The 24,827-nt window shown below is 66.8% G+C and carries 23 protein-coding genes; 11 read left to right on the forward strand and 12 right to left on the reverse strand.

Annotated features, from left to right (window positions below; genetic code table 11):
• Positions 1 to 137: 137 nt before the first annotated feature.
• On the reverse strand, positions 138 to 1,448 hold the full coding sequence (locus tag ACX9OT_RS12970) for a PQQ-dependent sugar dehydrogenase (protein WP_277778682.1): 1,311 nt from the start codon (positions 1,446 to 1,448) through the stop codon (positions 138 to 140).
• On the reverse strand, positions 1,441 to 1,881 hold the full coding sequence (locus ACX9OT_RS12975; protein WP_277778730.1) for a DUF2231 domain-containing protein: 441 nt from the start codon (positions 1,879 to 1,881) through the stop codon (positions 1,441 to 1,443). Before ACX9OT_RS12975 ends, ACX9OT_RS12970 begins: the two co-directional genes overlap by 8 nt.
• 310 nt (positions 1,882 to 2,191) lie before the next feature.
• On the opposite strand from ACX9OT_RS12975, the gene ACX9OT_RS12980 reads away from it, so the two are divergent.
• The 3 genes from ACX9OT_RS12980 to ACX9OT_RS12990 are packed head-to-tail and all read left to right on the forward strand — an operon-like array spanning position 2,192 to position 4,551.
• Positions 2,192 to 3,484, forward strand: coding sequence for a S8 family peptidase (locus ACX9OT_RS12980; protein ID WP_459002466.1), 1,293 nt, complete (start codon positions 2,192 to 2,194; stop codon positions 3,482 to 3,484).
• Between the two features lie 12 nt (positions 3,485 to 3,496).
• Entirely contained in the window at positions 3,497 to 3,958 is a 462-nt protein-coding gene (locus tag ACX9OT_RS12985; RefSeq protein WP_459002468.1) for a proprotein convertase P-domain-containing protein, read from the forward strand.
• Complete coding sequence (locus ACX9OT_RS12990; protein WP_006399785.1) at positions 3,958 to 4,551, forward strand: S8 family serine peptidase; 594 nt, start codon at positions 3,958 to 3,960, stop codon at positions 4,549 to 4,551. Before ACX9OT_RS12985 ends, ACX9OT_RS12990 begins: the two co-directional genes overlap by 1 nt.
• 181 nt (positions 4,552 to 4,732) lie before the next feature.
• Here the strand turns inward: ACX9OT_RS12990 and ACX9OT_RS12995 are convergent, their stop codons facing one another.
• The 5 genes from ACX9OT_RS12995 to cyoA all read right to left on the reverse strand — a co-directional run bounded on the left by ACX9OT_RS12995 (position 4,733) and on the right by cyoA (position 9,400).
• Positions 4,733 to 5,404, reverse strand: coding sequence for an SCO family protein (locus ACX9OT_RS12995; protein WP_049461714.1), 672 nt, complete (start codon positions 5,402 to 5,404; stop codon positions 4,733 to 4,735).
• A gap of 142 nt (positions 5,405 to 5,546) precedes the next feature.
• Positions 5,547 to 5,879 (reverse strand): cytochrome o ubiquinol oxidase subunit IV, encoded by a 333-nt coding sequence (gene cyoD / locus ACX9OT_RS13000; protein ID WP_006399830.1) that lies wholly within the window; start codon positions 5,877 to 5,879, stop codon positions 5,547 to 5,549.
• Between the two features lies 1 nt (position 5,880).
• Positions 5,881 to 6,516 (reverse strand): cytochrome o ubiquinol oxidase subunit III, encoded by a 636-nt coding sequence (cyoC, locus tag ACX9OT_RS13005; RefSeq protein WP_459002471.1) that lies wholly within the window; start codon positions 6,514 to 6,516, stop codon positions 5,881 to 5,883.
• Positions 6,513 to 8,489, reverse strand: coding sequence for a cytochrome o ubiquinol oxidase subunit I (gene cyoB / locus ACX9OT_RS13010; RefSeq protein ID WP_006474876.1), 1,977 nt, complete (start codon positions 8,487 to 8,489; stop codon positions 6,513 to 6,515). The genes cyoC and cyoB overlap by 4 nt, the downstream gene beginning before the upstream one ends.
• Before the next feature lie 5 nt (positions 8,490 to 8,494).
• On the reverse strand, positions 8,495 to 9,400 hold the full coding sequence (cyoA, locus tag ACX9OT_RS13015) for a ubiquinol oxidase subunit II (protein WP_071227643.1): 906 nt from the start codon (positions 9,398 to 9,400) through the stop codon (positions 8,495 to 8,497).
• Between the two features lie 183 nt (positions 9,401 to 9,583).
• Here cyoA and ACX9OT_RS13020 point away from each other — a divergent pair, with 183 nt between their 5' ends.
• Genes ACX9OT_RS13020 through ACX9OT_RS13035 form a run of 4 tightly spaced genes read left to right on the forward strand, consistent with a single transcriptional unit; the run spans position 9,584 to position 13,456 of the window.
• Positions 9,584 to 10,999, forward strand: a complete 1,416-nt coding sequence (locus ACX9OT_RS13020; protein ID WP_277778683.1) for an aminotransferase-like domain-containing protein — start codon at positions 9,584 to 9,586, stop codon at positions 10,997 to 10,999.
• Between the two features lie 55 nt (positions 11,000 to 11,054).
• Entirely contained in the window at positions 11,055 to 11,333 is a 279-nt protein-coding gene (locus ACX9OT_RS13025) for a hypothetical protein (RefSeq protein ID WP_019336318.1), read from the forward strand.
• Positions 11,333 to 11,932, forward strand: coding sequence for a DUF6436 domain-containing protein (locus tag ACX9OT_RS13030; RefSeq protein WP_012481503.1), 600 nt, complete (start codon positions 11,333 to 11,335; stop codon positions 11,930 to 11,932). The genes ACX9OT_RS13025 and ACX9OT_RS13030 overlap by 1 nt, the downstream gene beginning before the upstream one ends.
• A 9-nt stretch (positions 11,933 to 11,941) precedes the next feature.
• Positions 11,942 to 13,456, forward strand: coding sequence for an aminotransferase-like domain-containing protein (locus ACX9OT_RS13035; RefSeq protein WP_277778684.1), 1,515 nt, complete (start codon positions 11,942 to 11,944; stop codon positions 13,454 to 13,456).
• Between the two features lie 223 nt (positions 13,457 to 13,679).
• On the opposite strand, the gene ACX9OT_RS13040 is transcribed toward ACX9OT_RS13035, so the two are convergent.
• Both ACX9OT_RS13040 and ACX9OT_RS13045 read right to left on the reverse strand, forming a co-directional pair.
• Positions 13,680 to 14,981 (reverse strand): aminotransferase class V-fold PLP-dependent enzyme, encoded by a 1,302-nt coding sequence (locus ACX9OT_RS13040; RefSeq protein ID WP_459002476.1) that lies wholly within the window; start codon positions 14,979 to 14,981, stop codon positions 13,680 to 13,682.
• Positions 14,981 to 17,383 (reverse strand): TonB-dependent receptor plug domain-containing protein, encoded by a 2,403-nt coding sequence (locus tag ACX9OT_RS13045; RefSeq protein WP_277778686.1) that lies wholly within the window; start codon positions 17,381 to 17,383, stop codon positions 14,981 to 14,983. Before ACX9OT_RS13045 ends, ACX9OT_RS13040 begins: the two co-directional genes overlap by 1 nt.
• A gap of 201 nt (positions 17,384 to 17,584) precedes the next feature.
• Here ACX9OT_RS13045 and ACX9OT_RS13050 point away from each other — a divergent pair, with 201 nt between their 5' ends.
• From ACX9OT_RS13050 to ACX9OT_RS13060, 3 genes are read left to right on the forward strand one after another with little or no spacing between them, the layout of a single operon-like run.
• The gene (locus tag ACX9OT_RS13050; RefSeq protein WP_049461709.1) at positions 17,585 to 18,412 is read left to right on the forward strand and encodes an AraC family transcriptional regulator; all 828 of its coding nucleotides are present in this window, start codon (positions 17,585 to 17,587) and stop codon (positions 18,410 to 18,412) included.
• Positions 18,413 to 18,425: 13 nt separating this feature from the next.
• Positions 18,426 to 19,505: an alpha/beta hydrolase family protein gene (locus tag ACX9OT_RS13055; RefSeq protein ID WP_149908932.1), complete on the forward strand. Its 1,080-nt coding sequence runs from the start codon at positions 18,426 to 18,428 to the stop codon at positions 19,503 to 19,505.
• A gap of 54 nt (positions 19,506 to 19,559) precedes the next feature.
• Entirely contained in the window at positions 19,560 to 20,231 is a 672-nt protein-coding gene (locus ACX9OT_RS13060; RefSeq protein ID WP_049461707.1) for a VOC family protein, read from the forward strand.
• A 3-nt stretch (positions 20,232 to 20,234) separates the two neighbouring features.
• On the opposite strand, the gene ACX9OT_RS13065 is transcribed toward ACX9OT_RS13060, so the two are convergent.
• The 3 genes from ACX9OT_RS13065 to ACX9OT_RS13075 all read right to left on the reverse strand — a co-directional run bounded on the left by ACX9OT_RS13065 (position 20,235) and on the right by ACX9OT_RS13075 (position 24,068).
• Positions 20,235 to 21,575: a TPM domain-containing protein gene (locus ACX9OT_RS13065; protein WP_223224683.1), complete on the reverse strand. Its 1,341-nt coding sequence runs from the start codon at positions 21,573 to 21,575 to the stop codon at positions 20,235 to 20,237.
• A 68-nt stretch (positions 21,576 to 21,643) separates the two neighbouring features.
• The gene (locus tag ACX9OT_RS13070; RefSeq protein WP_049461706.1) at positions 21,644 to 23,482 is read right to left on the reverse strand and encodes a M3 family metallopeptidase; all 1,839 of its coding nucleotides are present in this window, start codon (positions 23,480 to 23,482) and stop codon (positions 21,644 to 21,646) included.
• 73 nt (positions 23,483 to 23,555) lie between these two features.
• A complete protein-coding gene (locus ACX9OT_RS13075; protein WP_049461705.1) occupies positions 23,556 to 24,068 on the reverse strand; it encodes a hypothetical protein in 513 nt (170 codons plus the stop codon).
• Between the two features lie 82 nt (positions 24,069 to 24,150).
• Here ACX9OT_RS13075 and ACX9OT_RS13080 point away from each other — a divergent pair, with 82 nt between their 5' ends.
• Positions 24,151 to 24,777, forward strand: coding sequence for a YiiX/YebB-like N1pC/P60 family cysteine hydrolase (locus ACX9OT_RS13080; protein ID WP_049461704.1), 627 nt, complete (start codon positions 24,151 to 24,153; stop codon positions 24,775 to 24,777).
• Positions 24,778 to 24,827: the final 50 nt, after the last annotated feature.

Here is a 24,827-nt window from a genome sequence, read left to right on the forward strand (position 1 = left end):
ATCCGCAGATGCATGCTTGACGGTCCCTCCACCCTGGCTCCTACATACCGCGTAGGAGCCGGGAGGAACATACAAGCATGGCTCGACTCTACAAGGGCCAGATCCAACGCAGTCGAGCGTGGCTCGACGCTGCAGAGTTACTTGGCCGACACCCGCCACACCACGTCACCCACGTCGTCGGCCACCAGCAATGCACCCTCGGCATCCATGGCCATGCCCACTGGCGCGCCCATCAGCGTCTTCTCGTCCTTGGAGGCGAAGCCACTGACCACGGTCTGCGGCCGCCCGGTCGGCTTGCCGTCCTTGAACGGTACGTAGACCACTTCGTAGCCGCTCAGCGGCGAACGATCCCAGCTGCCGTGTTCGCCGATGAAGGCGCCGCCGTGGTACTGCGCCGGCAGTGCCTGGCCGGTGTAGAACAGCAGGCCCAGCGGTGCCACGTGCGAGCCGATGGCGTAGTCCGGCGTGATGGCTTTCGCCACCAGGTCCGGCCGCTGCGGCTGCACGCGCTCGTCCACGTGCTGGCCGTAGTAGCTGTAGGGCCACCCGTAGAAGCCATCTTCCTTCACCGAGGTGAGGTAATCGGGCACCAGATCCGCACCGATTTCATCGCGTTCGTTCGCCACGGCCCACAGCGTGCCGGTGCTCGGTTCCCAGTCCAGTCCGGTCGGGTTGCGGATGCCCGACGCAAAGATGCGGCTGCCACGGGTGGCCACGTCCACTTCCAGCACCACCGCGCGGCGGTACTCAACGGCCAGGCCATTCTCGGTGATGTTGCTGTTGGAGCCCACGCCCACGTACAGCTTGCGGCCATCGCGGCTGGCCAGCAGTTCCTTGGTCCAGTGGTGGTTGATGGTGCTGGGCAGGTCGGTGAACTCGCGGCCCTTGTCGGACATGCGGGTTTCACCGGGCACGTAGTGGTACTGCACGATGTTGCCGGTGTTGGCCACGTACAGCGTGTCGCCGATCAGCTGGATGCCGAACGGCGAATGCAGGCCTTCGATGTAGACATGCTGGGTCCAGGTGTTCGTGCCCGGCGTGCGGCGCAGCAGGGTGACCCGGTTGCCGCCCTTGCCGGCCTTGCCCGAGCGCGCCTTGACCTTGCCGGCGATCCACTGCTTGGGCGTGGTGACCGGTTCTTCACCGGGGCCGTTGCCTTCCACCACCAGCACATCGCCATTCGGCAGGGTCAGCAGCCGCCGTGGATGCAGCAGGTTGGCGGCGATGCGTTCGATCTTCAGGCCGTCGGCCACGGTGGGCGACTGCCCCTCGGCCCAGCCGACGCCCGTGGGCACCTGCATCGGCGGCATCAGGAAGTTCTTCGGTGCCGGCAACGGCGGTTGTGCACCGGACTGGTCAGCGGGATGGTATTCGGCCTTGCCGGCACAGGCCGACAGCATCACGGCCAGCGCCAGGGCGCCCACGGTGGGCAGGATGTGCTTAGCCATGACGACCTCCCTGCAGCACCGGCGGCTGCAGTGACAGCATGATCAGGCCCAGGGCGATCAGGGCCACGGTGAGCGCCGACAGGATCGTGCCCGGCACGGCAACGGCATGCGCATCGCGGCTGTGCACGAAGGCATTCCAGATCGCCAGCAGCACCGCGACCAGGTTTAGGAAGAAGTCGATGCGGTCGATGCGGGTGGCGGTACCGTTGCGGCGCCAGACCGCGAACAGGTTGATCAGGCGCGGAATGATGGCGATCAGCAGGCCGAAGGTGATCAGCCAGGCGGCGGACTTGCCCCACATCACCTCGGCGCTGTTGAGGTAGATCGCGTCGAAGATCAGCGCGCCGACGAAGAAGCCGAAGGGTATCGGGTTCAACAGGCTGAACAGCGTGGTGCCGAGGCCGCGATGGGCCTGGGCCAGAGGGTTGACCATCATCGTGCTCCGATGCGGAAGGGTGCACGGGCTGTAGTAGCACAGCCGGATGTGAGGGCGCGCGATGATGCCGGGTGGATCCACGCCATGTGTGGATGCGGATACCAACCCAGGTTGGCGCCTACCAGATGCGGGCCGCTGCAGTCGTCATTACCCCACGGCATAAGTGTTTGTGACGCAATCGGCACATCTGCAGATTGGGAGTGTGAAGAGGTAGGGGGTTGTTCGTTGTGTCGCGTTTGGCTCGTTGCGATGGGGCAGTTCCGCCCCGCCGTCCTGCCATGCCGATTCACAACAGAAGGATTCGTGTATGAAGCGACACACGCAACGCTCCGCGCCACCGCGCTCCGCGCGCCTGGCCCTTGCCACTGCCCTGGTGCTGGGCAGCCTGGCCGTCACCGCCCAGGCCCAGCAGGCCGATCCGCTGGCCGGGCGTCAGTGGCATCTGCTCAACACCGGACAGGCCGTACTGGGCGATACCCTGCCGGTGGCTGGCAACGATCTGAACGTGGATGGCCTGTTCCGCAATGGCATCCGTGGCCAAGGCGTCACCATCGCCATCGTCGATGACGGCCTGCAGATCGCACACCCGGACCTGGCCGCCAACGTTGCGGCGGTCGCCGGCAAGAACTTCGCCAACCAGAGCAACAACCCTTCACCTTCCAATCCGGACCGCGACAATCACGGCACCATGGTCGGCGGCATCGCCGGTGCAGTAGGTGCCAACAATCTGGGCGTGCGCGGCGTGGCCTCGGCGGCCACCCTGAAGGGCTTCAATTTCCTGGCGTCCAATGCCCAGGGCAATTCGAATTCCAACATCGAGTACTCGTGGTGGGACGGCGCCGAAGTGGCCGACGTGGGGGTCTTCAACAACAGCTGGGGCTCCAGCCCGGGCAACCCCAACCTGCCGCTGGCCTACAGCCAGAACGACATCGCCGCCTATGAGCAGGCCATGTCCGGCACCCGTGGCGGCCGCGGTGGCATCTACGTGAAGGCCGCAGGCAACAACCACAACAACGGCGCACGCTCGGATGGCACCGACATCTGCTCGGCAGACACCAAGAACCGCAACACGGGTTGCATTCCGGCCGGTCGCGACCCGCGTAACAACCTGTTCAACGTGATCACCGTTGCCGCCGTGCGCGCCGATGGCGTGCGCTCGTCCTACTCGTCCACCGGCTCGGCGCTGTGGGTGTCCGGCTTCGGCGGTGAGAATGGTTGGCAGCGGCAGGTCGTGCCGGGGCAGCTGGCGATCCGCTACGATCCGGCCATCCTCACCACCGATGTCACCGGCTGCGCGCAGGGCAGCAACAAGAACACGAGCCTGCGCAACACTTTGGACGGCGACCAGTCTGCCATCGACAGCACCTGCAACTACACAGGCAAGATGAACGGCACTTCGGCGGCCACGCCGATGGTGTCGGGCGTGGCGGCGCTGCTGCTGGAGACCAACCCGAACCTGTCCTACCGCGATGTGAAGTACATCCTGGCCACCACCGCCACCCGCACCGATCCGAACCGGGCAGCGGTGACCCACTCCGACGGCCGCGTGCTGGTGCCGGGCTGGACGGTGAATGCCGCCGGCCGTGCCTACAGCAACTGATACGGTTTCGGTGTGGTCAATGCAGCACGCGCGGTACAGGTCGCAGAGGACTTCCAGCCGCTGGGTGCACTGGTGGATAGTGGCTGGCGCAACACGACGCGTACCGTGGCCATCGGCAATACCTCGGCGGCCGCGGCGCGCCTGACCTTCCAGCTGGCCAACGGTGCACGCAACATCGAGAGCGTGCAGCTCGGCTTCCGCGTCAACCACAGCAACACCCGCCAGCTGCAGTTCGTGCTGATCTCGCCCAGTGGCACCCGCAGCGTGGTGCAGCCGGCATTCACTGCCATCGGCTCTGGCCTCAACGGCGTCCAGCGCAACTTCACCAACTGGGACCTGCTGTCCAGCAATGCCTTCCTGGATGAGAACGCCACGGGCACCTGGACACTGGAAGTAACCGACCTGGGGCAGGCCGCGAACGCAGCATCGCGTGGCAACCTCGAATTCTTCAAGATCCGCGTTCTGGGGCACTGATGATGAAGACGACCATTCTGTTGAGCACCCTCGCCCTTGCGGCGATGACCACCACCGCCTGGGCACAGAGTTCGGGCCAGACACCTCCGGCGAAGACCTTGTCGACCGTAGACACGCAGCAGTTGAAGGCAGAGGCCACCGGCCGTTCGTTCAATGTGGGCGGCTCGCGCTTCCAGCTGGCGCCGTCGGCAACCGTGCAGCAGGCCAGCGGCGGCCAGTTCCGGATCACCACCGGGGCTGATGCCAGCGCGGCGGCCGTCGGCACCCGCAGCAAGCGGTCCACGGATGCGTCTACCGGTGTGGCCGCACGTGCGGATGCCGGTGCCAGCAAGTTTGCGGCCGCTGTCTCCAACGATGGCGCACCGGTCGTGGCGACCTCGCGGGTCAAGGTGTTCTTCACCGATGCGGCTTCGGCGCAGCGTGCGGCCACCGCCACCGGCGGCACAGTGGTGAAGGTATCCAAGGCCTCGGGCCGCGCGATTGTGGAGTATCCGTCGGTGAACGCAGCACTGGATGCGACCACCAAGCTGCTGTCGACCGCCGGCATCAAGGCGGCCGAGCCGGACGTGGTGCAGTGGGAAGAAACCAAGTAAGGCGTTGAGTGGTGCCCCTGGCCGGTTGGCTCTCCTGGCCGGTCGGGGGATTGGTGTGTGGGGGTGTGCCGACCAACGGTCGGCACCCACCAGATTCATTCACCGCGTGTCGACCAAGGTCGACACCTACCGGGGCAGCGGGCGCGACGAACAGGCGGCATCAGCCGGGCATGGCCCAGGATTACCCGGCGGCGAGCGTGTCGCTTTGCTTGAGGTGGCAGCTGGCCAGCGGGCCGTTGCCGGCGGCCGGATGGCCAGGCTCGAGCAGCAGGCGCTGCACGTCCGAGAACAGCTTGTCCACCGGCATGCCATAGGGCGCGAACAGGCGCAGACGGCCCTGGCGATCAAACACGTAGCCGCCGGCGATGTGGCTCATGGTGTAGGTGTCCGGCACCGGGCCGGGTTCCTTTTCGTAGAACGCCTTGAAGTCGCTGGCCATCGCGGCCAGTTGCGCTTCGTTGCCGACCAGTGCGATCGCCTTGGGGTCGAACGCTTCCACATAGGTGCGGGCGACTTCGGGCGTGTCGCGTGCGGGATCGACACTGACGAACACTACCTGCAGCTGGTCGGCATCCTTGCCCATCAGGTGCTTGACCTGGCTGAGCTCGACCATGGTGGTCGGGCACACGTCCGGGCAGCTGGTGAAGCCGAAGAACAGATAGGTCACCTGTCCCTGCAGGTCCTTCGGGCCACGCACGGTGCCGTGGCTGTCGGGCATCGACCACTGCTGGCCGAGTTCTTCGCAGGCGATGTCCTTGGAATAGAAGTCCATGCGCGACTGCGCACTGCAGCCGGCCAGCAGGCCGACGGCCAGGCCTGCCAGCAGCGGCAGGCGGAAACGGGGAGAGAACAACGAACGGGCAACAGCAGCAGGACGCTTCACGGGTACCACCAACGCAGACGCGGGCGGGGTCTCGGTCAGGCCTGCCCTTGGGGGAAAGAGGACGGAGGTGCCGGGGTGATCGCGCGGTCCATGCCGATCACCCCGGCCACGGTCAGTTGATCATCATGTGGTAGTGCATGCTCCAGATGATCCAGACCGACAGTGCGACGACGATGAACAGGATCACCAGGGTGAACACGAAGCTGGCCAGGTTCCAGCCGCCTTCGGACTTGCGGTCCATGTGCAGGAAATAGACCAGCTGCACCAGGATCTGCGCCACCGCGAAGCCGACCAGCAGGAACAGCGTGAGCGGCCGCGACAGCACCGGGTTCATCACCAGCGCGAACGGCACCACGGTCAGCAGCGCGCACAGCACGAAGCCGATCAGGTAGGACTTGGTGGAGCCGTGCGCATTGCCGGCGCGCGAGGTTTCGACGTGGGCCATGTCAGAAGGCTCCGATCAGGTAGACGAAGGTGAAGACGCAGATCCACACCAGGTCCAGGAAGTGCCAGAACAGGCTCAGGCACGACACGCGGGTGATGTTGGTCGGGGTCAGGCCGCGGCTGTAGACCTGGTGCATGACCACCGCCATCCAGATCAGGCCGCTGGCCACGTGCAGGCCGTGGGTGGCGACCAGGGCGAAGAACGCCGACAGGTAGGCACTGGTGCTGGGGCCCGCGCCTTCGTGGATCAGGTGCGAGAACTCGTAGATCTCCATGCCGATCAACGAGGCACCGAGCACGAAGGTCACGCCCAGCCAGCGCAGCACTGCCGAGGTGTCGTGACGATGCATCGCCAGCACGGCCTGGCCGTAGGTGATGCTGGAAACCAGCAGCAGGAAGGTCTCGGCCATCACGAACGGCAGCGAGAACAGGTCCTTGCCGGTGGGGCCGCCGGCGTAGGCGGTGCTGAGCACCGCGTACGAGGCGAACAACGAACCGAACAGCACCAGGTCGGACATGAGGTAGACCCACATGCCGAACACCTTCATGCCGCCCTGCTCGTGGCCATGGTCGTGTTCGTGGTGGTCCTCGTGCGCCTGCGTGTCGCTGGCCAGCTCCGGGCGGGTCAACAGGTTCATGCGCGTACCTCCTTCAGCTTGGCAAGGTTGGCCGCTTCGGTGCGCGCCACCTCTTCGGAACTGACGTAGTAGTCCACGTCCTCGTCATAGGACCGCACGATCAGGGTCACGATCATCGCGATGAAGCTGGCCGCGGCCATCCACCAGATGTGCCAGACCAGGGCGAAGCACAACACCAGGATCCAGATGTTGAGGATCAGCGGCACACCGGTGTTCTTCGGCATGTGGATCGGTGCGTACTTCTTCGGCGGCGGCGGCAGGCCGCGCTTCTTCGCTTCGTGGAAGGCATCCAGCTCATCGGCCTTGGGCACCACGGCGAAGTTGTAGAACGGCGGCGGCGACGGCGTGGCCCATTCCAGCGTGCGTGCGTTCCACGGGTCGCCGGTCAGGTCCAGGTTGCGCTTGCGGTCGCGCACGCTCACGTAGATCTGCACCAGCATCAGGATGATGCCCGCGAACACGAACAGTGCACCGATGAAGGCGGCGATCAGGTACGGCGTCCACGCCGGGTTGTCGTACTGGTTCATGCGGCGGGTCATGCCCATGAAGCCGAGCATGTACAGCGGCATGAAGGCCAGGTAGAAACCGATCACCCAGCAGGCGAACGACCACTTGCCCAGGCGCTCGTTGAGGGTGAAGCCGAACACCTTCGGGAACCAGTAGGCGAAGCCGGCCAGGTAGCCGAACAGCGCGCCGCCGATGATGGTGTTGTGGAAGTGCGCGACCAGGAACAGGCTGTTATGCAGCAGGAAGTCCGCGCCCGGAATGGCCAGCAGCACGCCGGTCATGCCGCCGATGGTGAAGGTGACCAGGAAGGCAATGGTCCACAGCATCGGCACGCTGAACTCGACGCGGCCGCCGTACATGGTGAACAGCCAGGTGAAGATCTTCACGCCGGTGGGGATGGCGATGATCATCGTCATGATGCCGAAGAAGGCATTGACGCTGGCACCGGAGCCCATGGTGAAGAAGTGGTGCAGCCAGACAATGAACGACAGGATGCCGATCGCCAGCGTGGCGCCCACCATCGACTTGTAGCCGAACAGCTTCTTGCGCGCGAACGTGGCGGTCACTTCAGAGAAGATGCCGAATGCCGGCAGCACCAGGATGTACACCTCCGGGTGGCCCCAGGCCCACACCAGGTTCACGTACATCATCGGGTTGCCACCCAACGTGTTGGTGTAGAAGTTGAAGTCCAGGTAGCGGTCCAGGGTGAGCGCACCCAGCGCCACGGTCAGGATCGGGAAGGCGGCGATGATGATCACGCTGGTGACCAGCACGGTCCAGGTGAACACCGGCATCTTCATCAGGGTCATGCCCGGCGCACGCATGCGCAGGATGGTGATGAACAGGTTGACGCCGGTCAGCAAGGTGCCGATGCCCGAAGCCTGCAATGCCCAGATGTAGTAGTCCACGCCCACGCCTGGACTGAACTCGATGCCCGACAGCGGCGGATAGGCCACCCAGCCGGTCATGGCGAATTCGCCAACGCCCAGCGAGATCATCATCAGCGCAGCGCCGACCACGAAGATCCAGAAGCTGAAGGCGTTGAGGAACGGGAACGCCATGTCGCGCGCGCCGATCTGCAGCGGCACGATGATGTTCATCAGGCCGACCACGAACGGGGTGGCCACGAAGAAGATCATGATCACGCCGTGCGCGGTGAAGATCTGGTCGTAGTGCTCAGGTGGCAGGAAGCCGTCACTGCCCGGGCCAGCCGCGGCCAGCTGCGCGCGCATCATCAGCGCATCGGCAAAGCCGCGCACCAGCATGACCAGCGCTACCACCACGTACATGATGCCGATCTTCTTGTGGTCCACGGTGGTGAACCAGTCACGCCACAGCGGGCCCCACAGCTTGAAGTACGTCACCGCGCCGAGCAGCGCGAGGCCACCCAGCACCATGGCCGCCAATGTGACCACGACGATCGGCTCGTGCAGCGGCACGGCCTCCCACGTCAATTTACCCAACATGTTCGTTACTCCTGGGAAACCTGGGCACCGCCGGCAGCGCCCGCCGGGGTCGCAGCAGCGGTGTTCTCACCAACGCCGATGAACTGGTCGATGACCTTCTTGAACAGCAGTGGTTCAACACTGGAGAAGTGCTGCACCGGTGCGTTCTTCGACGGTGCGGCCAGCGCCTTGAACTGCGTGAAGCTGAGCGCGTCCGGCGCGCTGCGCACCTCGGCCACCCAGCGCTCGAAGTCTTCGTTACTGCTGGCGGTGGCGATGAACTTCATGTTCGAGAAGCCATGCCCGCTGTAGTTGCCGGACATGCCGCGGAACTGGCCGGGCTCGTTGGCGATCAGGTGCAGCTGCGTGCGCATGCCGGCCATCGCGTAGATCTGCCCACCCAGCTGCGGGATGAAGAAGGTGTTCATCGTCGAGTTGGAGGTGATGTTGAACGCCAGCGGGCGGTCGACCGGGAAGTTGAGCTGGTTGACCGTGGCGATGCCCAGGTCCGGATACACGAACACCCACTTCCAGTCGGTGGCGATCACGTCCACGTGCAGCGGCTCACCGGCCACGTCCAGCGGCTTGTAGGGGTCCAGCTCGTGGGTGGACTTCCACACGATCACCGCCAGCACCGCGATGATGATCAGCGGCACGCCCCAGACCACGATCTCCACCTTGGTGGAGTGCGACCAGTCAGGCATGTATTTGGCTTTGGTATTGCCGGCGCGGTAGCGCCAGGCGAACACGAAGGTCAGCACGATGGCCGGTATCACCACGATCAGCATCAGGCCGATGCAGATCAGGATCAGGTCGCGCTGGGCGAGCCCGACCATGCCCTTCGAATCCAGCAGCACCCAGTCACAGCCCGACAGGCCGACGCAGGCCAGGGCGACCAGCGCCAGGCGGATGCGGTTCCAGCAGATATTCATTGGAGGTCAACCCTGTTGAAGAAGCGCGCTTGACCGGCTCGCCTGCGCGCAGCGCCCGGGCGTGGAGCGGCTACACTGTGGGTACGAGGTCGCCTACAAGCAGGCGAACCACTCCAATCAAGCCCATACAAGATACATCATTGTATGGACTTGTGCATCTGCACGTATGGAAAAAACTGACCGATGACGCCACCTGCCGCCGGCCGCCGCCTGAAACACCCCAATCGCACCTGGGTTCGCCCCTTCCGCGAGGGCGCCGGCCCGCTGTACCTGCAGATTGCCCAGCAGGTGCGCGAGGCGGTGGATGACGGCGTGCTGCGCCCGGGCGACCGCCTGCCGCCGCAGCGCGACCTGGCCCAGCAGGTGGGCGTGGACCTGACCACGGTCACCCGTGCCTTCGCCGAGCTGCGCCAGGCCGGCCTGCTCGACGCCCAAGGCGCTGGCGGTACCTTCATCGCGCTGTCGGCCGGCAACCGCAGCACCTCGGTGGACCTGAGCATGAACATCCCGCCGCTGCTGGGCAGCGCGCCGTTCGCACAGGGCATGGAGGCCGGTTTCCAGCACGTGGGCCAGCAGCTGGGCCAGGGCGAACTGATGAGCTACCACGTCGGCGCCGGCACCCGCGAGGACCGCGCCGCCGCTGTGCAGTGGCTGTCACCGATGCTGGGGACGGTCGGTGCCGACCAGGTGGTGATCTGCCCCGGTGCGCAGACCGCACTGTGCGCGCTGATCCTGGCCCGCACCCAGCCGGGCGAGCTGATTGCCGCCGAGCAGCTGACCTACCCGGGCCTGCTGGCCGCCGCGCGCGTGCTGCAGCGGGGCGTGGTGCCAGTGGCGATGGACGCCGAAGGCATGCTCCCCGACGCACTGGAGGAGGCCTGCCAGCTACGCCGCCCGCGCCTGCTGTACCTGGTACCGACCATCCAGAACCCGACCACGGCGACGATGTCGGCACAACGCAGGCAGGCCCTGCTGGCGGTCGCCAAGCGCCACGATCTGACCGTGATCGAAGACGATCCCTACTGGTTGCTGGCCGGAGACGCCGCGCCGCCGCTGGCCGCCCACCGCGATGTGGGCTGCGCGGTCTATTACATCTCCACCCTTTCCAAGTGCCTGGCGCCGGGCCTGCGCACCGCCTACCTGGTGGTGCCGGCCGGCGAGCCGATGGAACCGGTGCTGGATGCGCTGCGCGCAATCGCGCTGATGCCGACCCAGTCGATGGTGGCGGTGGCCTCGCAGTGGATCCGCAGCGGCCAGGCCCAGGACATGGTGCAGCGCTTCCAGCAGGAACTGCGCGAGCGCCAGGCCATTGCCGCCCGTTACCTGCCGGCCCGTGCCCAGGCGCATCCGGCCGGCCTGCATGTGTGGCTGCCGCTGCCGCCGCGGCTCGACCAGTACCGGTTGATCCAGGCCGCACAGGAGCAGGGGCTGGGCATTGCCAGCTCCGATGCCTTCAGCGTGGAAGAACCGCCACCGGGCAACGCGATCCGCCTGTCGTTGGGCGGCGCGGTCGACCAGGGCGCGCTGGCCGGGGCGCTGGCCAAGCTGAACGAGATCCTGTCCGAGGCCCCCGAGGCACGCCACAACGCCATCGTCTGAACGGGGCGCATGGCGCTCTATCCATACAAGATGATATTTTGTATGCAATGTATGGATGAAGGGACGTGCATCGATGCGCGCCGAGAAACTGAAATTCCACCTGGTGATGGCCGGGTGCGGTGGCTTTGTGGTGTTGATGCTGGCCGCGCTGGCCTGGGTCTGCCTGCAGCCGCAGACCGTGGATGTGCAGGCGGCCGAACGCCACGCCATCGAGCAGTGCTTGCAGCGCAGCGAGGATCCGTCGCGTAGCGAGATCCAGCGCCGCGCGCAGGCCGATTCCTGCCGCGAGATGCGCAAGCAGTACGTGCACAAGTTCGGCCGGGAAGATTCCTGATGGGCGCAGCCGCGCCGCGTCGCCGCTGGCTGCTGCCGACGATGATCGCCCTCGCCTGCCTGTTCATGGCCGGCGTGGCAGCTGCGCTGTGGCAGTACTTCGGCTACAGCGCGCAGTCCACCTTCACCGAACAGGCCATCGTCTTCGACGATTCGCAGCTGCGCCTGCCGGCCGATCTGGCCGGTGATACCGGCCGCATCCGCGTGGTGCATTTCTGGGACCCGGCCTGCGGCGTGTGTAACCGCGAGACCGGCGCGCACCTGAGCTACCTGATCAGCATGTACCGCCGCGCCGGCATCGACTTCTATGCCATCCGCCGCCCGGGTACGCAGGGCGAGCTGCCCGAGCCACTGCGCAACAAGGTGATCAACCTGCCGACCATCGACGGCATCGAACACATTCCGGCCAGCCCCGCCGTAGCCATCTGGGATCGCCAGGGCCACCTCGCCTACGCAGGACCGTACAGCATCGGCATGGTCTGCAACTCGGCCAACAGCTTCGTCGAACCGCTGCTGGACAGACTGGTACGCGGCGAGACCGTGCGCCCGAAAGGACTGCTTGCCGTGGGCTGCTACTGCCCGTGGCAGGCCAAGCGCTGAGGACGCGCAATGACATCACTGACGCTGGCCGGCGTGGCCGCCGCAAACAACAACGGCGGTCACCTGTCCGAACCGACCGATGGTTATGGACAGGCTCCCGCCGTTGGAAGCAACGATACGCCCCGACATGCTCCGTACATGCCGCGACCGGATGTCGCAGCCCGCGAATGGGTGCAGGACGTACTCGCGCACAGCGGGCCGATCTACCTGCGCATCGTCAACTCGCTGGAACGCACGGTGCGCCGCGGTGGTCTCGCACCGGGACAGCGCCTGCCTTCGCAACGCGCGTTGGCGCAGCAGCTCGGTATCGACCTGACCACGGTCACCCGCGCCTTCGATGAAGCACGCAAGCGTGGCCTGATCGAAGCGCGTGGACCACAGGGCAGTTTCATCGCACCGCCCAAGGCCGGCTTTGACCAGGTGGTGGACCTGAGCATGAACGTGCCGCCGGTGCCCGATGCCGACGCGCTGGCCGAGACGCTGCGCCGCGGTGCCGCCGCCGTGCTTGCGCGCAGCAACGCGCCGAACCTGATGACGTATCACCTGGGCGGCGGCAACCCGACCGACCGCCACGCAGCGGCGCGCTGGCTGCAGCCGATGCTGGGAAAGGTGGACGATGCCTGCCTGCTGCTGACCGAAGGTGCACAGGTGGCGCTGGCGTCGATCCTGGTCAGCCAGGGCCGCGACGACGACGCGATCCTGTGCGATGCACTGGTCTATCCGGGCCTGCTGCAGGCCGCTGCCGCACTGGGCCGGCGCCTGCTGCCGGTGGACAGCGACGAACACGGCATGTGCCCCGATGCACTGGCGCGGCTGGCACGCGAAAGCGGCGCGCGGTTGGTCTATCTCAATCCCACCTGCCAGAACCCGACCGCACTGACCCTGCCGCTGCATCGGCGCGAAGCGCTGGCGCGTGTGCTGGAAAGCGAAGGCCTGCTGGCGATCGAAGACGATCCGTACTGGCATCTGGCCGAAGATGCGCCGCTACCGATGGCAACACTGGCACCGCGTCATGTGTTCTACGTGGCGACGCTGTCGAAGGTGATCAGCCCCGGCCTGCGCACCGCCTTCGTGCGTTGCCCGAGCGCCGCGCATGCCGAGGCGATGACGGCCGCACTGCGGGCGACGCGGTTGATGGGCCATCCGCTGGTCTCGGCGTTGGCCAGCCAGCTGCTGCTGGATGGTTCGGCGCAGTCACTGCTGGCGCAGGTGCGCACCGAGGCGCGCGAGCGCATGCGCATGGCGCGCTACCTGCTGGCGCCGTCGCTGCTGCAGCGCGCCGAAGGCCTGCATGCCTGGTGCCGGATACCGGCGCCGTGGACCGACGCCACGCTGGTGCGTACCGCACAGCTGCAGGGGCTGGCGATCGCGCCGTCATCGGCGTTCTGCCTGCCGGGGGTATCGCACCAGAGCGGCGTGCGGCTGTCGTTGGGGCTGGCGGCGGATCGCCGGCAGCTGGAAAGTGCGCTGCGGAGGATCGACCGGTTGTTGTTGTCGGATGCGTTGCCGGCGATCGAGCGGTAGGTGGAGAGCATCCACGCATGGCGTGGATCTACGGGACCCGCTTCGGTAGATGCCAACCTTGGTTGGCAATGCCCGTGCACGCCATGCGTGGATGGAATGTGCCGACCAACGGTCGGCACCCACCAGGCTGGAGGAGGATCGGTAGCGCCGGGCCATGCCCGGCGGAAGATTCCCCGGCACGGACGGAATGTGCCAACCAAGGTTGGCACCCACCAAAGCAGAGTCAGGCCAGGGCGGAGAGCGCCTGCACCAGCGCGTCCATCTGCTCCGGCCGGGTGAACACCGACGGCGTCACCCGCACGCAGGCGCCGGAGTCCAAACCGTCACGATGCGTGGTGAACACGCGATGCTCATCCAGCAGGCGCTTCTGCAGCGCGATGTTGTCGGCCACGCTGGTACGCCCGCGCAGGCGGAAGCTGGCCAATGCACTCGCCAACGCCGGATCCGGTGAGGACAGCACTTCGATATGTGCCATCTGCCGCGCCGGTACCGTCCAGCGCTCGCGCAGGTAACGCAGGCGCGCCTGCTTGTTGGCTACGCCGATACGCTGGTGCAGGGAAATCGCTTCCGGCAGCGCCAGGTAGGCGGCGAAGTTGACCGTACCGGTATGCACGCGGCTGCCCACGCGGCCGTCGTCGGTCTCCCCCATGTACGGGTCAAGATCGGCCACACGGCCCTTGCGCACGTACATCGCGCCGACGCCGACCGGCGCACCGATCCACTTGTGCAGATTGATGCCGACGAAATCAGCCTTGAGCTGCGGCACCGCGTAGTCGATCTGGCCGAACCCATGCGCCGCATCGACGATCACGTCGATACCACGTGCACGCGCACGTTCGGCGATCTCGGCCACCGGCAGCACCAGCCCATGACGATGGCTGACCTGGGTCAGCAGCACCAGCTTCAGACGCGGCAACCGCGCGAATGCGTCCTCATACGCCTGCAGGATCTGCGCGTGGTCCGGCACCGCCGGCAGCGCGATACGCTCGACCTGCACGCCGCGACGCTGCTGCAACCAGCGCATCGCGCCGATCATGCTGTCGTAGTCGATGTCGGCATACAGCACCTGGTCGCCGGGCTGCAGGCGGTTGTAGCCGCCAATCAGGGCCAGCATCGCCTCGGTGGCACCACGGGTCAGTGCGATTTCATCAACGCCCACGCCCAGCAGCTCGGCTACCTGCCGCTGCACCGCCAGGTACTGCGCCGGGAACTCACGACGGCCGTACCAGGCGTTGCCACGATTCACTTCAGCGGTGTGCCGCTGGTAGCTCGCCAGCGTCTCGCGGCCCATTGCACCCCAGTAGCCGTTCTCCAGGTGGTTCACTTCGTCGGTGATGTCGAAGTGGCTGGCCACGGAGGCCCAATAGCCTTCATCGCGGGCCAGCACGTCCGGCGCCACGGTCGTTGCGGGAATCTGCATGGGCGCAGCGTAACGCGCGGCCGCCTTGGCCGGCAGTGAAGACAGTGCGGCTGCGGCCGGCAGCAGGGTGCCGGCACGCAGCAGGGAGCGGCGCGTGCGGTCCATCAGAAGCTCAACCGGTACTGCGCGTACAGGTTGGCACCATCGGTGTCGTACGGCGCGTTGCGCGAGTAGACCAGGCCGCGGCTGGCCTGGAACACCGCCTCATCCGGATAGCGGTCGAGCACGTTGTCTGCACCCACGCGCAGGCTGTGGTGCTCGTTGATGCGATACCCCACGGCGAGGTCGAGGAAGCTCATCGCGCCGAAGCGCTGGTAGATGTCGCCCACCGCATTGCCGCTGGCGTCGGTCCAGGCACCGTAGTAGCGCATGCGTGCCATCAGCGACCAGGCGCCGATGTCCCAGCTGCCGGTCAGGCTGCCCTTGTGCTCGGGCAGGCGGTCTTCGAACAGCACGCGCTGGGTTTCGTTGGTGGCCACCGAGGTGCTGCCGTTGTCCACGCGGGTGCGGTTGTAGTTGTAGGCCAGGGTCAGCGTCATGCGACCCGCGCCGAGGTCGCGCAGGTAGTTGCCGACCACGTCCACGCCGGTGGTGGTGGTATCGAAATCGTTGGTGAAGTAGTTCACCGAGGTATAGCCCAGCGGATTGGGAGTACCAGCCGGAATGGCAAAGCTGGCCGACTGGCTGAAGCGGTCGGTGAGCTTGATCTGGTAGACGTCGACCGAACCGGACAGGCCCAGGTCGGTGCGCCAGGTCAGGCCCAGCGACGCGGTACGCGATTCCTCCGGCTTCAGCGGCTTGGCACCGAGCAGCTGCGCCAGCGGATCGTTCGGCGACAGGCGGCCACTGGTGAAGATCTGCAGCGTGCGCGTATCCAGGCCCTGGGTGGTGCTGGTGGTGCTGAGCTGCGCCGGGGTCGGTGCACGGAAGCCGGTGGACACGGTACCGCGCAGGGCCACGTCCGGGGTGATCGCGAAACGCGCCGAGAGCTTGCCGTCCAGCGTGCTGCCAAAGCTGGAGAAGTCCTCGTAGCGGCTGGCTGCACCGATGCTCCAACGCTCACCCACTGGCACTTCCATATCCACGTAGGCGGCCTTGCTGCGCTGGCTCCACTGCCCGGCCTGGCTGGCCGAGAAGCCCGGCGCGCCGTTGGAGTTGGCTTCCAGGCCCGCCGCTGCGCCCGGCCCCACCGCGTACGAAGCCGGATCACCCGCGCGCACCTGGTAGGTCTCCTGGCGGAACTCACCACCGAAGGCGACGTTGATCGGCTTGGACAGCGCGGCTACGTCCCACTCGTAGTTGAAGTCGGCGTTGGCGTTCTTCTCGGTCTGGGTCAGGCGGCCGAGATCGAATGCGGTGGGGCTGGCCGGGCCGAGCGAGGCATTGATCGAGTTCTTCAGGCTGTAGTCGATCGCGTTACGGCCGTACGAGGCGCTGACATCCCAGCGCAGCTTGGACGTGATCTCGCCACGCAGGCCACCGACCAGCTGCAGGTCGTTCTGGACGTTGCCGTACTGCGGGCTGAAGCCCACCGGATAGATCGAACGCAGGTTCCAGCCGGGGAAGATCGCGGTGGTGCGGTAGGCACCGGTGGTGGTATCCGGATTGCGCCAGTTGAAATCGCTGACGCCATCGCTGTGGCTGTACAGGCCAAAGGCATACAACTCCAGCGTGTCGCTGGCATTGGCCTTCACGTTGAAGCCGACACGGCGGCTTTCCAGTTCCGGCTGGCCCCAGCGCTGCACCGGGTTGGGCACGTCCAGATCCGGATGCGCGGCCTGGAAGGCGATCGCATCCGGGCGCTGGCGGGTGCGCGAGGTGGCGTCGGAGTTGGACGATTCGGCGAACAGAACCAGGCTGCCATAGTCACCCAGCGACCAGCCGGTGCGTGCGCTGAAATCGCGCGAGGCGCCATCGCCCTGCGCATACTGCGAATAACCAGCGGTGATCTCGGTACCCGGGCCATCCTCGAGAATGATGTTGATGACGCCGGCGATGGCATCCGAGCCGTACTGCGCCGACGCACCATCGCGCAGCACTTCGATGCGCTTGATCGCACTGGTCGGAATCTGTGCCAGGTCGGCCGCCTGCGCGCCACGGTTGCCGAGCAGCGCGCTGCGGTGGAAGCGACGACCGTTGACCAGTACCAGGGTCTGGTCCGGCGACAGGCCACGCAGCGTGGCCGGGCGCACGAACACCTGGCCGTCCGCCATCGGCAGGCGCTGCACCACGAACGACGGCACCAGCTGCGCCAGCACGTCCTTCAGGTCGGTGGATTCAACGGACTTGATATCTTCCTTGGTGAACACGTCCACCGGCGCCAACGTTTCGAACTGGGTGCGGTTGGAGGCGCGGGTGCCGGTGACCAGCATCGCGTCGAGCTGGGTGGGCGCCGCACGGCTGCCCGCCGGGGCATCGACCGCATCGGCCTCCGCTGCGATCGCGCCTCCTGCGCTGGCCATGGAAAGGGCGAGGAGGATGGAACGCGAAAGCTTCGAACGATGCACGGCAGGGCTCCGGGAGGACGCGACAGGGCCAGCACCTGCAGGGATATCGCAGGCCTGGACAAGGCGCGCAGTCTCGGCGCGATCTGTGAAGGAGCCATGACGTCAGTGCGACAGCTTGATGCCGCTGGAGCGCAAGAACTGCTAAACGCGCTGCCTGTCGATCCGCTACTGTGCCCGGCATCGGAATCGGGGAACGGCTGGATGAGCGCGGCAGGCAAGGCGTTGTGGTACATCGAAACCCATGCGGACCAGCCGTTGGCACTGGCCGATATTGCCGCTGCGGCGGGGCTGTCGCCGTTCCATCTGTCGCGCCTGTTCCAGGCCCGCACCGGCACCTCGGTGGTGCGTTATCTGCGGGGACGGCGCCTGACCGCTGCCGCGCAGCGGCTGGCCAACGGGGCGGGCGACATCCTGCAGGTGGCACTGGGCGCGGGCTACACCACCCATGCCGCGTTCACCCGCGCCTTCAGCGAACAGTTCGGGCAGACCCCGGAGCGGGTACGCGAACAAGGTACTGATGGACTGGCGCTGGTGCAGGCGATCCGCGTGGACGAGGCGCCGGCTGCCTGCGGTGAAGCGCCGCGCCTGCTCGACACGCCCGCTTTCCAGGTGGCGGGCATCGGCATGCGGCATACCCGCGACAGCGGCGGTGCGATTCCTGGGCAGTGGGCGCAGCTCAACCGCGAATGGCCGGCGCCGGCGCCGATCAGCTTCGGCGTGTGCTGCAACAATGATGACGATGGCGGCTTCGACTACATCGCCGCACTGCCGGCCAGCGCGGTGCCGAGCGTCCCTGCGCACTGGCAACGCGTGGACATTCCGCCGCGTCGCTACCTGGTGGCCTGGCACGGCGGGCACATCTCGACCATCCGCTCGACCTGGTTCTGGCTGCTGGATCACTACCTGCCCGGCTCCGGTCTCAGCCTGGCCGATGCCCCCGATCTGGAACGCTACGACATGCGTTTCGATGAGCACAGCGGCAACGGCGGCGTGGAGATCTGGCTGCCGGTGGACGAACGCCCACGCTGACAAGGAGTCGACGATGCGCATGACAGCCACTGTGATGGGAATGATGCTGATGGCCTCCGCGGGGGCCGCCAGCGCTGGCGAGCCTTGGAAAGCAGGCGAACGCCACGGCATCACCACAGTGGCCAGCGCCGCGGTGCGCGATGCGCAGCATCGCGACGCCCTGCGCTACACGGTCTGGTATCCCGCGCCCGCTGGCAGCACGGAAACCGCCCTGACCATCGGTCCGCCCGATGCGCCGCTGTTCGACGTCGGCCGCTCAGCCATGGATGCCCCGATCGCGGGCAAGCGCCTGCCGACCCTGCTGCTCTCCCACGGCAACGGCGGCAGCGCGCGCATGATGGGCTGGCTGGGCACGGCATTGGCGCGCGCCGGGTATCTGGTGATCGCGGTCGATCATCCCGGCAACAACGGCGTGGACGAGATGACCCTGCCCGGCAGCGTACTGAGCTGGTTGCGTGCGGATGACCTGCGCTCGGCACTCGCTGCAGTACAGGCCGATCCGCTGCTGGGTCCGCATGTCGACCCTGAGCGACTGGGTGTGGCCGGGTTCTCGGCCGGAGGCTACACCGCGCTGCTGGCCGCCGGTGCACGCCCCGACCTGCAGCGGCTGTTGGCCTTCTGCCGCGCGCACCCGGATGACGGCGTCTGCCGGCCACAACAGGAAACCGCCACGCACACGATGGACGCGCGTGTTGCCGCTGCGGGCTCACCCGCGATGTCTCCCTGGATCTCCCACGCCAACGACTCGCGCGCGATCCCCGGCGTGCGTGCGGCATTCCTGCTGGCACCCGCGATCGTGCAGGCGTTCGCGCCCGAGCAGCTGTCCTCGCTGAGGCAGCCAGTGTCGATCGTGCTGGGCGAGGCTGACACGGTTGCGCAACCGCAGAGCAATGGCGAGGCTGCACAGACACTGATTCCGGGCGCTGTGCTGCAGCGTCTGCCGGATGTCGGTCACTACGACTTCCTGGCGGCCTGTACAGCGGTTGGTGTGCAGAGGCTGCCCGAGCTCTGCAGCAGTTCGGTTCCGAAGGCGGACACCCACGCGCAGGCAGTGGATGCCGCGGTGCGATTCTTCGCCGAAGCACTGCGGTAGTGGCCGCCGGGCATGGCCCGGCGCTACAGTGGGCGCATCCACGGAGGATCGGCCATGCGCCTGCTTCACCTCACCCTGCCAGTGTCCGACGTCACCACCGTCGCCGCGTATTTCCACGATGTGCTGCAGCAGCGCGTGGTCGGCAATCATGTGCACATCGGCTGGAGCACGATCGAACTGCAGCCGGCGGCTGATCATCCGGTCGGTGGCGTGCACCTGGCCTTCAACGTACCGGACAACCGCTTCGGCGAGGCGATGACCTGGTTGCGTGAACGCACGCCACTGCAGCGCAATCCGGCGGGACTGGACTACTTCGCGCTGGAGAGCAGCTGGCAGTCGCAGTCGGTGTACTTCACTGGCCCTGACGGCCTGATCCTGGAACTGATCGGCCGCCGCCGCTTGCCGGCCAGTGCGCATCAGGGCGCCTTCCACGGCAGCGAGCTGAGCTGCCTGAGCGAAGTCGGCCTGCCCAGCCACGATGTCGACGCTGTGCGCGAACAGTCCAGCCTGCGGTTCGGCCTGCAACCGATCAGCCCGCCTTCGTCGCAGTTCGCGCCGATGGGCGACGACGAGGGCCTGCTGATCGTGGTCGCTGCGGATCGACGCTGGTTCCCCGAGCAGAAGGACCTGCCGAACGCGCGCGGCTTGCAGCTGCAGGTCGGCGACGTGGCCGGCCCGGGTATTGTGGAGGACGCCTCGCTCGGCTGGCGGGTGCAGGCGGCCTGAGAACTACCAGCTGCCGGACGCGCCGCCTCCGCCGCTGCGGCCGCCGCCTCCAGACCAGCTGCTGGAACTGCTCGACGACGAACTCGACGAGGACGACGAACGGGACGACGTGCGTTCGCGGGATGATGAAACCCGGCCACGTGCGCGCTCGCCCGGCAGCATGGTGAACAACCATACGAAGTACAGCAGCACGCCACACACACCGGACACGATCATTGCCAGCAGCCGTGGATCGTCACCTTCGGCACGATGGATCGCCAGCAACGCGCCCGCGGCATAGCCGAGGGTCAACAGCACCAGCACCGTCATGCGCACGATGAAGCTGCTGCGGTTCTTCTTCCAGCGTGTGCGGCAGGCCTGCACCAGCAGGAACACCATCAGGGTGACAACGCCCGCGGCGGCCTGCAGCAGCAGGTGCCGGGCCAGGCTCGGTGGCAGCTGGCCACGCAGCAGCGCCTGCACAAGGAAGAGCACGCTGAGCATCAGCATCCCGCACAGCACGATGCGCACACTTCGGCTGCGGCGCCAGCACCAGCCCAGCAGGGCCGCCACCGGCACACCCAGCGCCAGCACGAAGCACAGGCCCGGCAGCACATGGCGTGGCAGCAGCAGCGCCACGGAGAGCACGCCCGCACCCACAACAGCGGTCAACAGCATCGGGCGGCCCCAGGCCGGCAAGGTCGGCCAGGTTGGTTTTGGTGCCGATGCATTGGCGGCCAGTGCCTTGCGCCGCCGCTCCCGACGGCTGCCGCTGAAATCATCCTCGGCCTTCGCCGGCGGGAGCGGCGGCGGCGAGCGCCACAGCCCGGCCAGGAAGCCGGCCAGCAGGGTCAACGCCACCACCGAGTCTGCGCGTCGCCAGTCCGCAGGCAGCACGTTGCTGGCCGACGGTTCTTCCCATGCCGGCAGGTCCTCGCCATCGATCAGCGCCACCATGATCGTCGTGCCATCGAGCACGCCCTGGTCGACATCGCCCTCACGGAAACGCGGCACGATCGCGTTGTCGATGATGCGAGCGGCGTACGCGTCCGGTAGCGCTCCTTCCAGGCCATAGCCGGTCTGGATGCGTACGCGGCGGTCCTGCACCGCCACCAGCAACAGCACACCGTCGTCGACACCGGCGCGACCCAGCTGCCACTGATCGAACACCCGCTGTGCATAGGCCTCGATGCCTTCGCTGCCCACGCTGGGTACCACCAGCACCTGCAGCTGTGCACCTTTCCGTGCCTGCAGCTGCAGCGCCTGCCTGCGCAGGGTGGCGCGGGTTTCAGCGGACAGCGCGTTGGCAGTGTCCACCACGGGATCGTCCAGCGCCGGGACCGGGATTGCCGCCAGCGCTGCCATCGGCAGCAGGCACAGCAGCAACAGCAGCCACACGGTGGCGGCCGCCTGCTGCAAGGGGCGCGCCGGGTTCACGTACCCTGCCCTGCCTCGATCTGCGCATGCAGCGCCTGCAGCTGCGCCGCCGTCTGGTTGAACACCTGCAGATCGGCATCCACCAGGGCCGCCCAGTCAGGCGCGTGCCCCAGCAGTTGCGCCACCTGCTCGTTCGGCGCGCGGTCGAAGCCCTCGCCAAGCACGGCAAGATAGCGCTCACGGAACCCTTCGGGGTCGCGCTGGTCCTGCACGTACAGCTGCACGGCCAACAGCCCCGCATACAGGTAGTTCACCAGATAATTCGGGTCTTCATACATCAGACGCTTGCCGATCCAGGTGTTGCGCAGCTGCGGGTAGCGCTCCGGTTGCTGGCCGAAGCGCGCCAGCACCTGCCCGGTCAGCGCGTCCAGGTCATCGGCGGTGCCCAGCGTGCCGGCGGCCACGCCCCGATAGATCGACTGCTCCAGCTGCGCTTCCTCGGAAGAGGTGAACAGCTGCAGCACCATGTCGTCCAGCAGCGATTTCAGGTAATAGGCTTTGGCGCGCGGATCCTCTGCCTGCTGGTACAGCTGGTCGCGGAAGCGCAGCTCGTTGTAGATCGCGAACGCCTCGGTCAGCCACTGGCTGCCATTACGCTGCAGCGGCGACGCATGACCGCGCTGCATCCACTCGCCGTGCACGGCATGAGCGGCTTCATGGGCGATCTCGACGTCGCTTTCCAGATCACCACGGCGCAGGCCAACGAACAGCATTGCCGGCACACCGGGAGCGCTCACCGGGAACGCGTCCTGGCTGCGGTCACCACGTTCGGTGGCCAGATCCATGCGCTGGTTGGCCGGATCGAGCAGCGCGCGCAGTTCGGCGACGTACGCCGGTCCCAGGTGCTGCATGGCATCGGCGGCGTTGTCACGCAGCTGCGCCAACGTCAGCACTGGTGGCGTATAGCCGGCATCGGGCACGGTGGTATCCCAGATCTGCGGCGCGTCGATGCCGGATCGCGCAGCGTGGCGCAGCAGCATGTCCTGGTAGGCACGGCGGTCCCCGGCGTGCTGTTCGATCGCCACCAGCGTTGCATCCACTGCGGCAGTATCCAGGCCCATGCGCTGGTAGCCATATGCCGGCGCCGAGCCGTCACCCTGCAGGCGTGCGGCGGCGTCATTCACCTGCACCAGCCCCAGCAGCACCGAGGCCATCGGCTCACGGCGCGAGTGCAACCCCTGCCAGTAGCCCTTCCAGCCGGCCTCGCGCAGGGCGCGGTCGGGCTGCTGGGCCAGCAGCTGCTTGTCGCGTCCGGTGTCCCAGTGACGACCGCCGTGCTCGATCTGCGGATACTCGGCGCTGCGCAGGATCTGCCCGCGCAGGCGCGCGAAGCTGTCCAGCGCCGGATCGGCCAGTGCCTCCACGGCCTCATCCAGCGCGACGTTGGCCGGGGTGGCAGCCTCCTTCAGCGCCCGAGTGCGCAGGAAGCCATACGGTGCTGCCCACGCCGCATCTGCGGGCGCCTCGCGCAGAGCGGCGCGGCCGCTGCGGGCAATGCGGCTGCACAGCCCCATCACCTGGTCCAGCGCCTGGGCCGGACGCTGATCACGCGCATTGCGGGCGGCCTGCAGGTGCAGGTAGCTGTGATGGCGCAGGCACTGCGCCTCCAGTACCTCGGCCTGCCGGAAGCGTTCCGCGGGTGCAACGGTGGACGCCTGCTGCAGAGCCTCGACGCGCTTGCCCAGTGCGTCACGCGCGGTCTGTTCGGCGGTGGCATTGGCGAAGTAGGCGCGGTCATCGGCATGCACCGACTGTGCCTGGGCGCCGCTGAGGGAGGCTATCGCCAGCACAGCTGCGATGGCGGCGGTGGTGGTGCGCTTCCTGAAAGCCTGCATCGGCGTCTCCCTGCCTGGACCAGGGATCGAGCCTAGCAGCCGCTGGCCCGCCGCGCCTGTGCCGGATCAGCCATCAGATCGACTCATCCTCACGCTTGACCAGCGTCCAGCACGGCGCCTGCGCAAAGGTATAGGTCTGCTGGTCGCTGCTGTCCTGCGTACGGATCTGCACCTGCCGCTGTCCATCGGCCAGGAGGCTGACCTGCATTTCGCGGCCCTGCCCGGCCAGTGCGGCGGGATCAGGCATCACCGGCCACTCGACATCGGCCCGCGCCAGCCGGCTTTCCACCTTGCGCGGTTCCGGCTCGGCCTCGGCATCGATGTAGCTGTCCAGCAGCGGATCGGCGGTGGTCTTTTCCTGCAGCGCGATCTCGTTGCCGAAATGCTTCAGGAACGTATCGAATTCCGGGTAGGGGCACTCACTGCGTGCAGCCACAGCTGTTGGCTCGGCGACGGTGGTCGCCGGCGCCGCTGCGGCAGGTGAGGCTTCGGTCGCGGTCTGCGGTGCCTGCGGCACTGGCGCGCAGGCTGCCAGCACCGCGCCACAGGCAAGCATCAGCACTGCGGCAAAACGGTATCGACACATGGGCACATCCTGAATCCGGTCCGGTCGCTCCATGCTACCGCGCACCCTACAATTCAGGCATTCCGCTTGTCCGAGAGTCCTCATGCATCGCCTCCTGCTCCTGATCGGCCTGCTGCTGCCCGCCCTGTGGCCGGCGGTGGCGAGGGCCGTCGATGTCCACGAAGGCGACCTTCTGTTCGTCACCGCCGGCCGCAGCGGTCTCAGTGCGGCCATCGACGATGCCACCGGCAAGCAGGGCGCGCCCAGCTTCGATCACGTCGCGCTGGTCGCCTCCGCGCCGAAGGGCTGGGAGGTATTGCATGCAGACGAGAAAGGATCGCGCCGGCAATCGCTGGTCGAATTCCGCCAGGAAGCGCGCGCCAAGCAGCGGCAGATCGTGGTCTATCGCCTGCGCGCGCCGCAGCAGGCAGCGATCAGGGATGCGGTCGCCACCGCGCGCACGATGCTGGGCAAGCCGTACAACACGTCGTATGTGTTGAACGAGGACAGCTACTACTGCTCGGACTTCATCGAACGCGCCTTCCGTGCGCACCACGTGTTCGCATTGCAGCCGATGAATTTCCGTAACCCGCAGACCGGGGAGATCGCCCAGCGCTGGGTGGATCTGTACCGCGGCATGGGCATGGACGTGCCGCAGGATCAGCCCGGCACCAATCCGAACGACATGTCGGCGGCGCCGGTGTTGCAGCGCATCGGCATGCTGGAATAAGCAAAGCCCCGCACGGGGCGGGGCTTCGCATCACCGGAGCTGGTGGCGAG

The organism is Stenotrophomonas genospecies 3 (genome assembly GCF_054473855.1).

Bases quoted from the DNA above. Each gene is read 5' to 3' on its own strand.
- ACX9OT_RS12970 (WP_277778682.1), bottom strand. From the start codon at position 1,448: ATGGCTAAGCACATCCTGCCCACCGTGGGCGCCCTGGCGCTGGCCGTG.
- ACX9OT_RS12975 (WP_277778730.1), bottom strand. From the start codon at position 1,881: ATGGTCAACCCTCTGGCCCAGGCCCATCGCGGCCTCGGCACCACGCTG.
- ACX9OT_RS12980 (WP_459002466.1), top strand. From the start codon at position 2,192: ATGAAGCGACACACGCAACGCTCCGCGCCACCGCGCTCCGCGCGCCTG.
- ACX9OT_RS12990 (WP_006399785.1), top strand. From the start codon at position 3,958: ATGATGAAGACGACCATTCTGTTGAGCACCCTCGCCCTTGCGGCGATG.
- cyoD (WP_006399830.1), bottom strand. From the start codon at position 5,879: ATGGCCCACGTCGAAACCTCGCGCGCCGGCAATGCGCACGGCTCCACC.
- cyoC (WP_459002471.1), bottom strand. From the start codon at position 6,516: ATGAACCTGTTGACCCGCCCGGAGCTGGCCAGCGACACGCAGGCGCAC.
- cyoB (WP_006474876.1), bottom strand. From the start codon at position 8,489: ATGTTGGGTAAATTGACGTGGGAGGCCGTGCCGCTGCACGAGCCGATC.
- cyoA (WP_071227643.1), bottom strand. From the start codon at position 9,400: ATGAATATCTGCTGGAACCGCATCCGCCTGGCGCTGGTCGCCCTGGCC.
- ACX9OT_RS13020 (WP_277778683.1), top strand. From the start codon at position 9,584: ATGACGCCACCTGCCGCCGGCCGCCGCCTGAAACACCCCAATCGCACC.
- ACX9OT_RS13025 (WP_019336318.1), top strand. From the start codon at position 11,055: ATGAAGGGACGTGCATCGATGCGCGCCGAGAAACTGAAATTCCACCTG.
- ACX9OT_RS13030 (WP_012481503.1), top strand. From the start codon at position 11,333: ATGGGCGCAGCCGCGCCGCGTCGCCGCTGGCTGCTGCCGACGATGATC.
- ACX9OT_RS13035 (WP_277778684.1), top strand. From the start codon at position 11,942: ATGACATCACTGACGCTGGCCGGCGTGGCCGCCGCAAACAACAACGGC.
- ACX9OT_RS13040 (WP_459002476.1), bottom strand. From the start codon at position 14,981: ATGGACCGCACGCGCCGCTCCCTGCTGCGTGCCGGCACCCTGCTGCCG.
- ACX9OT_RS13050 (WP_049461709.1), top strand. From the start codon at position 17,585: ATGAGCGCGGCAGGCAAGGCGTTGTGGTACATCGAAACCCATGCGGAC.
- ACX9OT_RS13055 (WP_149908932.1), top strand. From the start codon at position 18,426: ATGCGCATGACAGCCACTGTGATGGGAATGATGCTGATGGCCTCCGCG.
- ACX9OT_RS13060 (WP_049461707.1), top strand. From the start codon at position 19,560: ATGCGCCTGCTTCACCTCACCCTGCCAGTGTCCGACGTCACCACCGTC.
- ACX9OT_RS13065 (WP_223224683.1), bottom strand. From the start codon at position 21,575: ATGGCAGCGCTGGCGGCAATCCCGGTCCCGGCGCTGGACGATCCCGTG.
- ACX9OT_RS13070 (WP_049461706.1), bottom strand. From the start codon at position 23,482: ATGCAGGCTTTCAGGAAGCGCACCACCACCGCCGCCATCGCAGCTGTG.
- ACX9OT_RS13075 (WP_049461705.1), bottom strand. From the start codon at position 24,068: ATGTGTCGATACCGTTTTGCCGCAGTGCTGATGCTTGCCTGTGGCGCG.
- ACX9OT_RS13080 (WP_049461704.1), top strand. From the start codon at position 24,151: ATGCATCGCCTCCTGCTCCTGATCGGCCTGCTGCTGCCCGCCCTGTGG.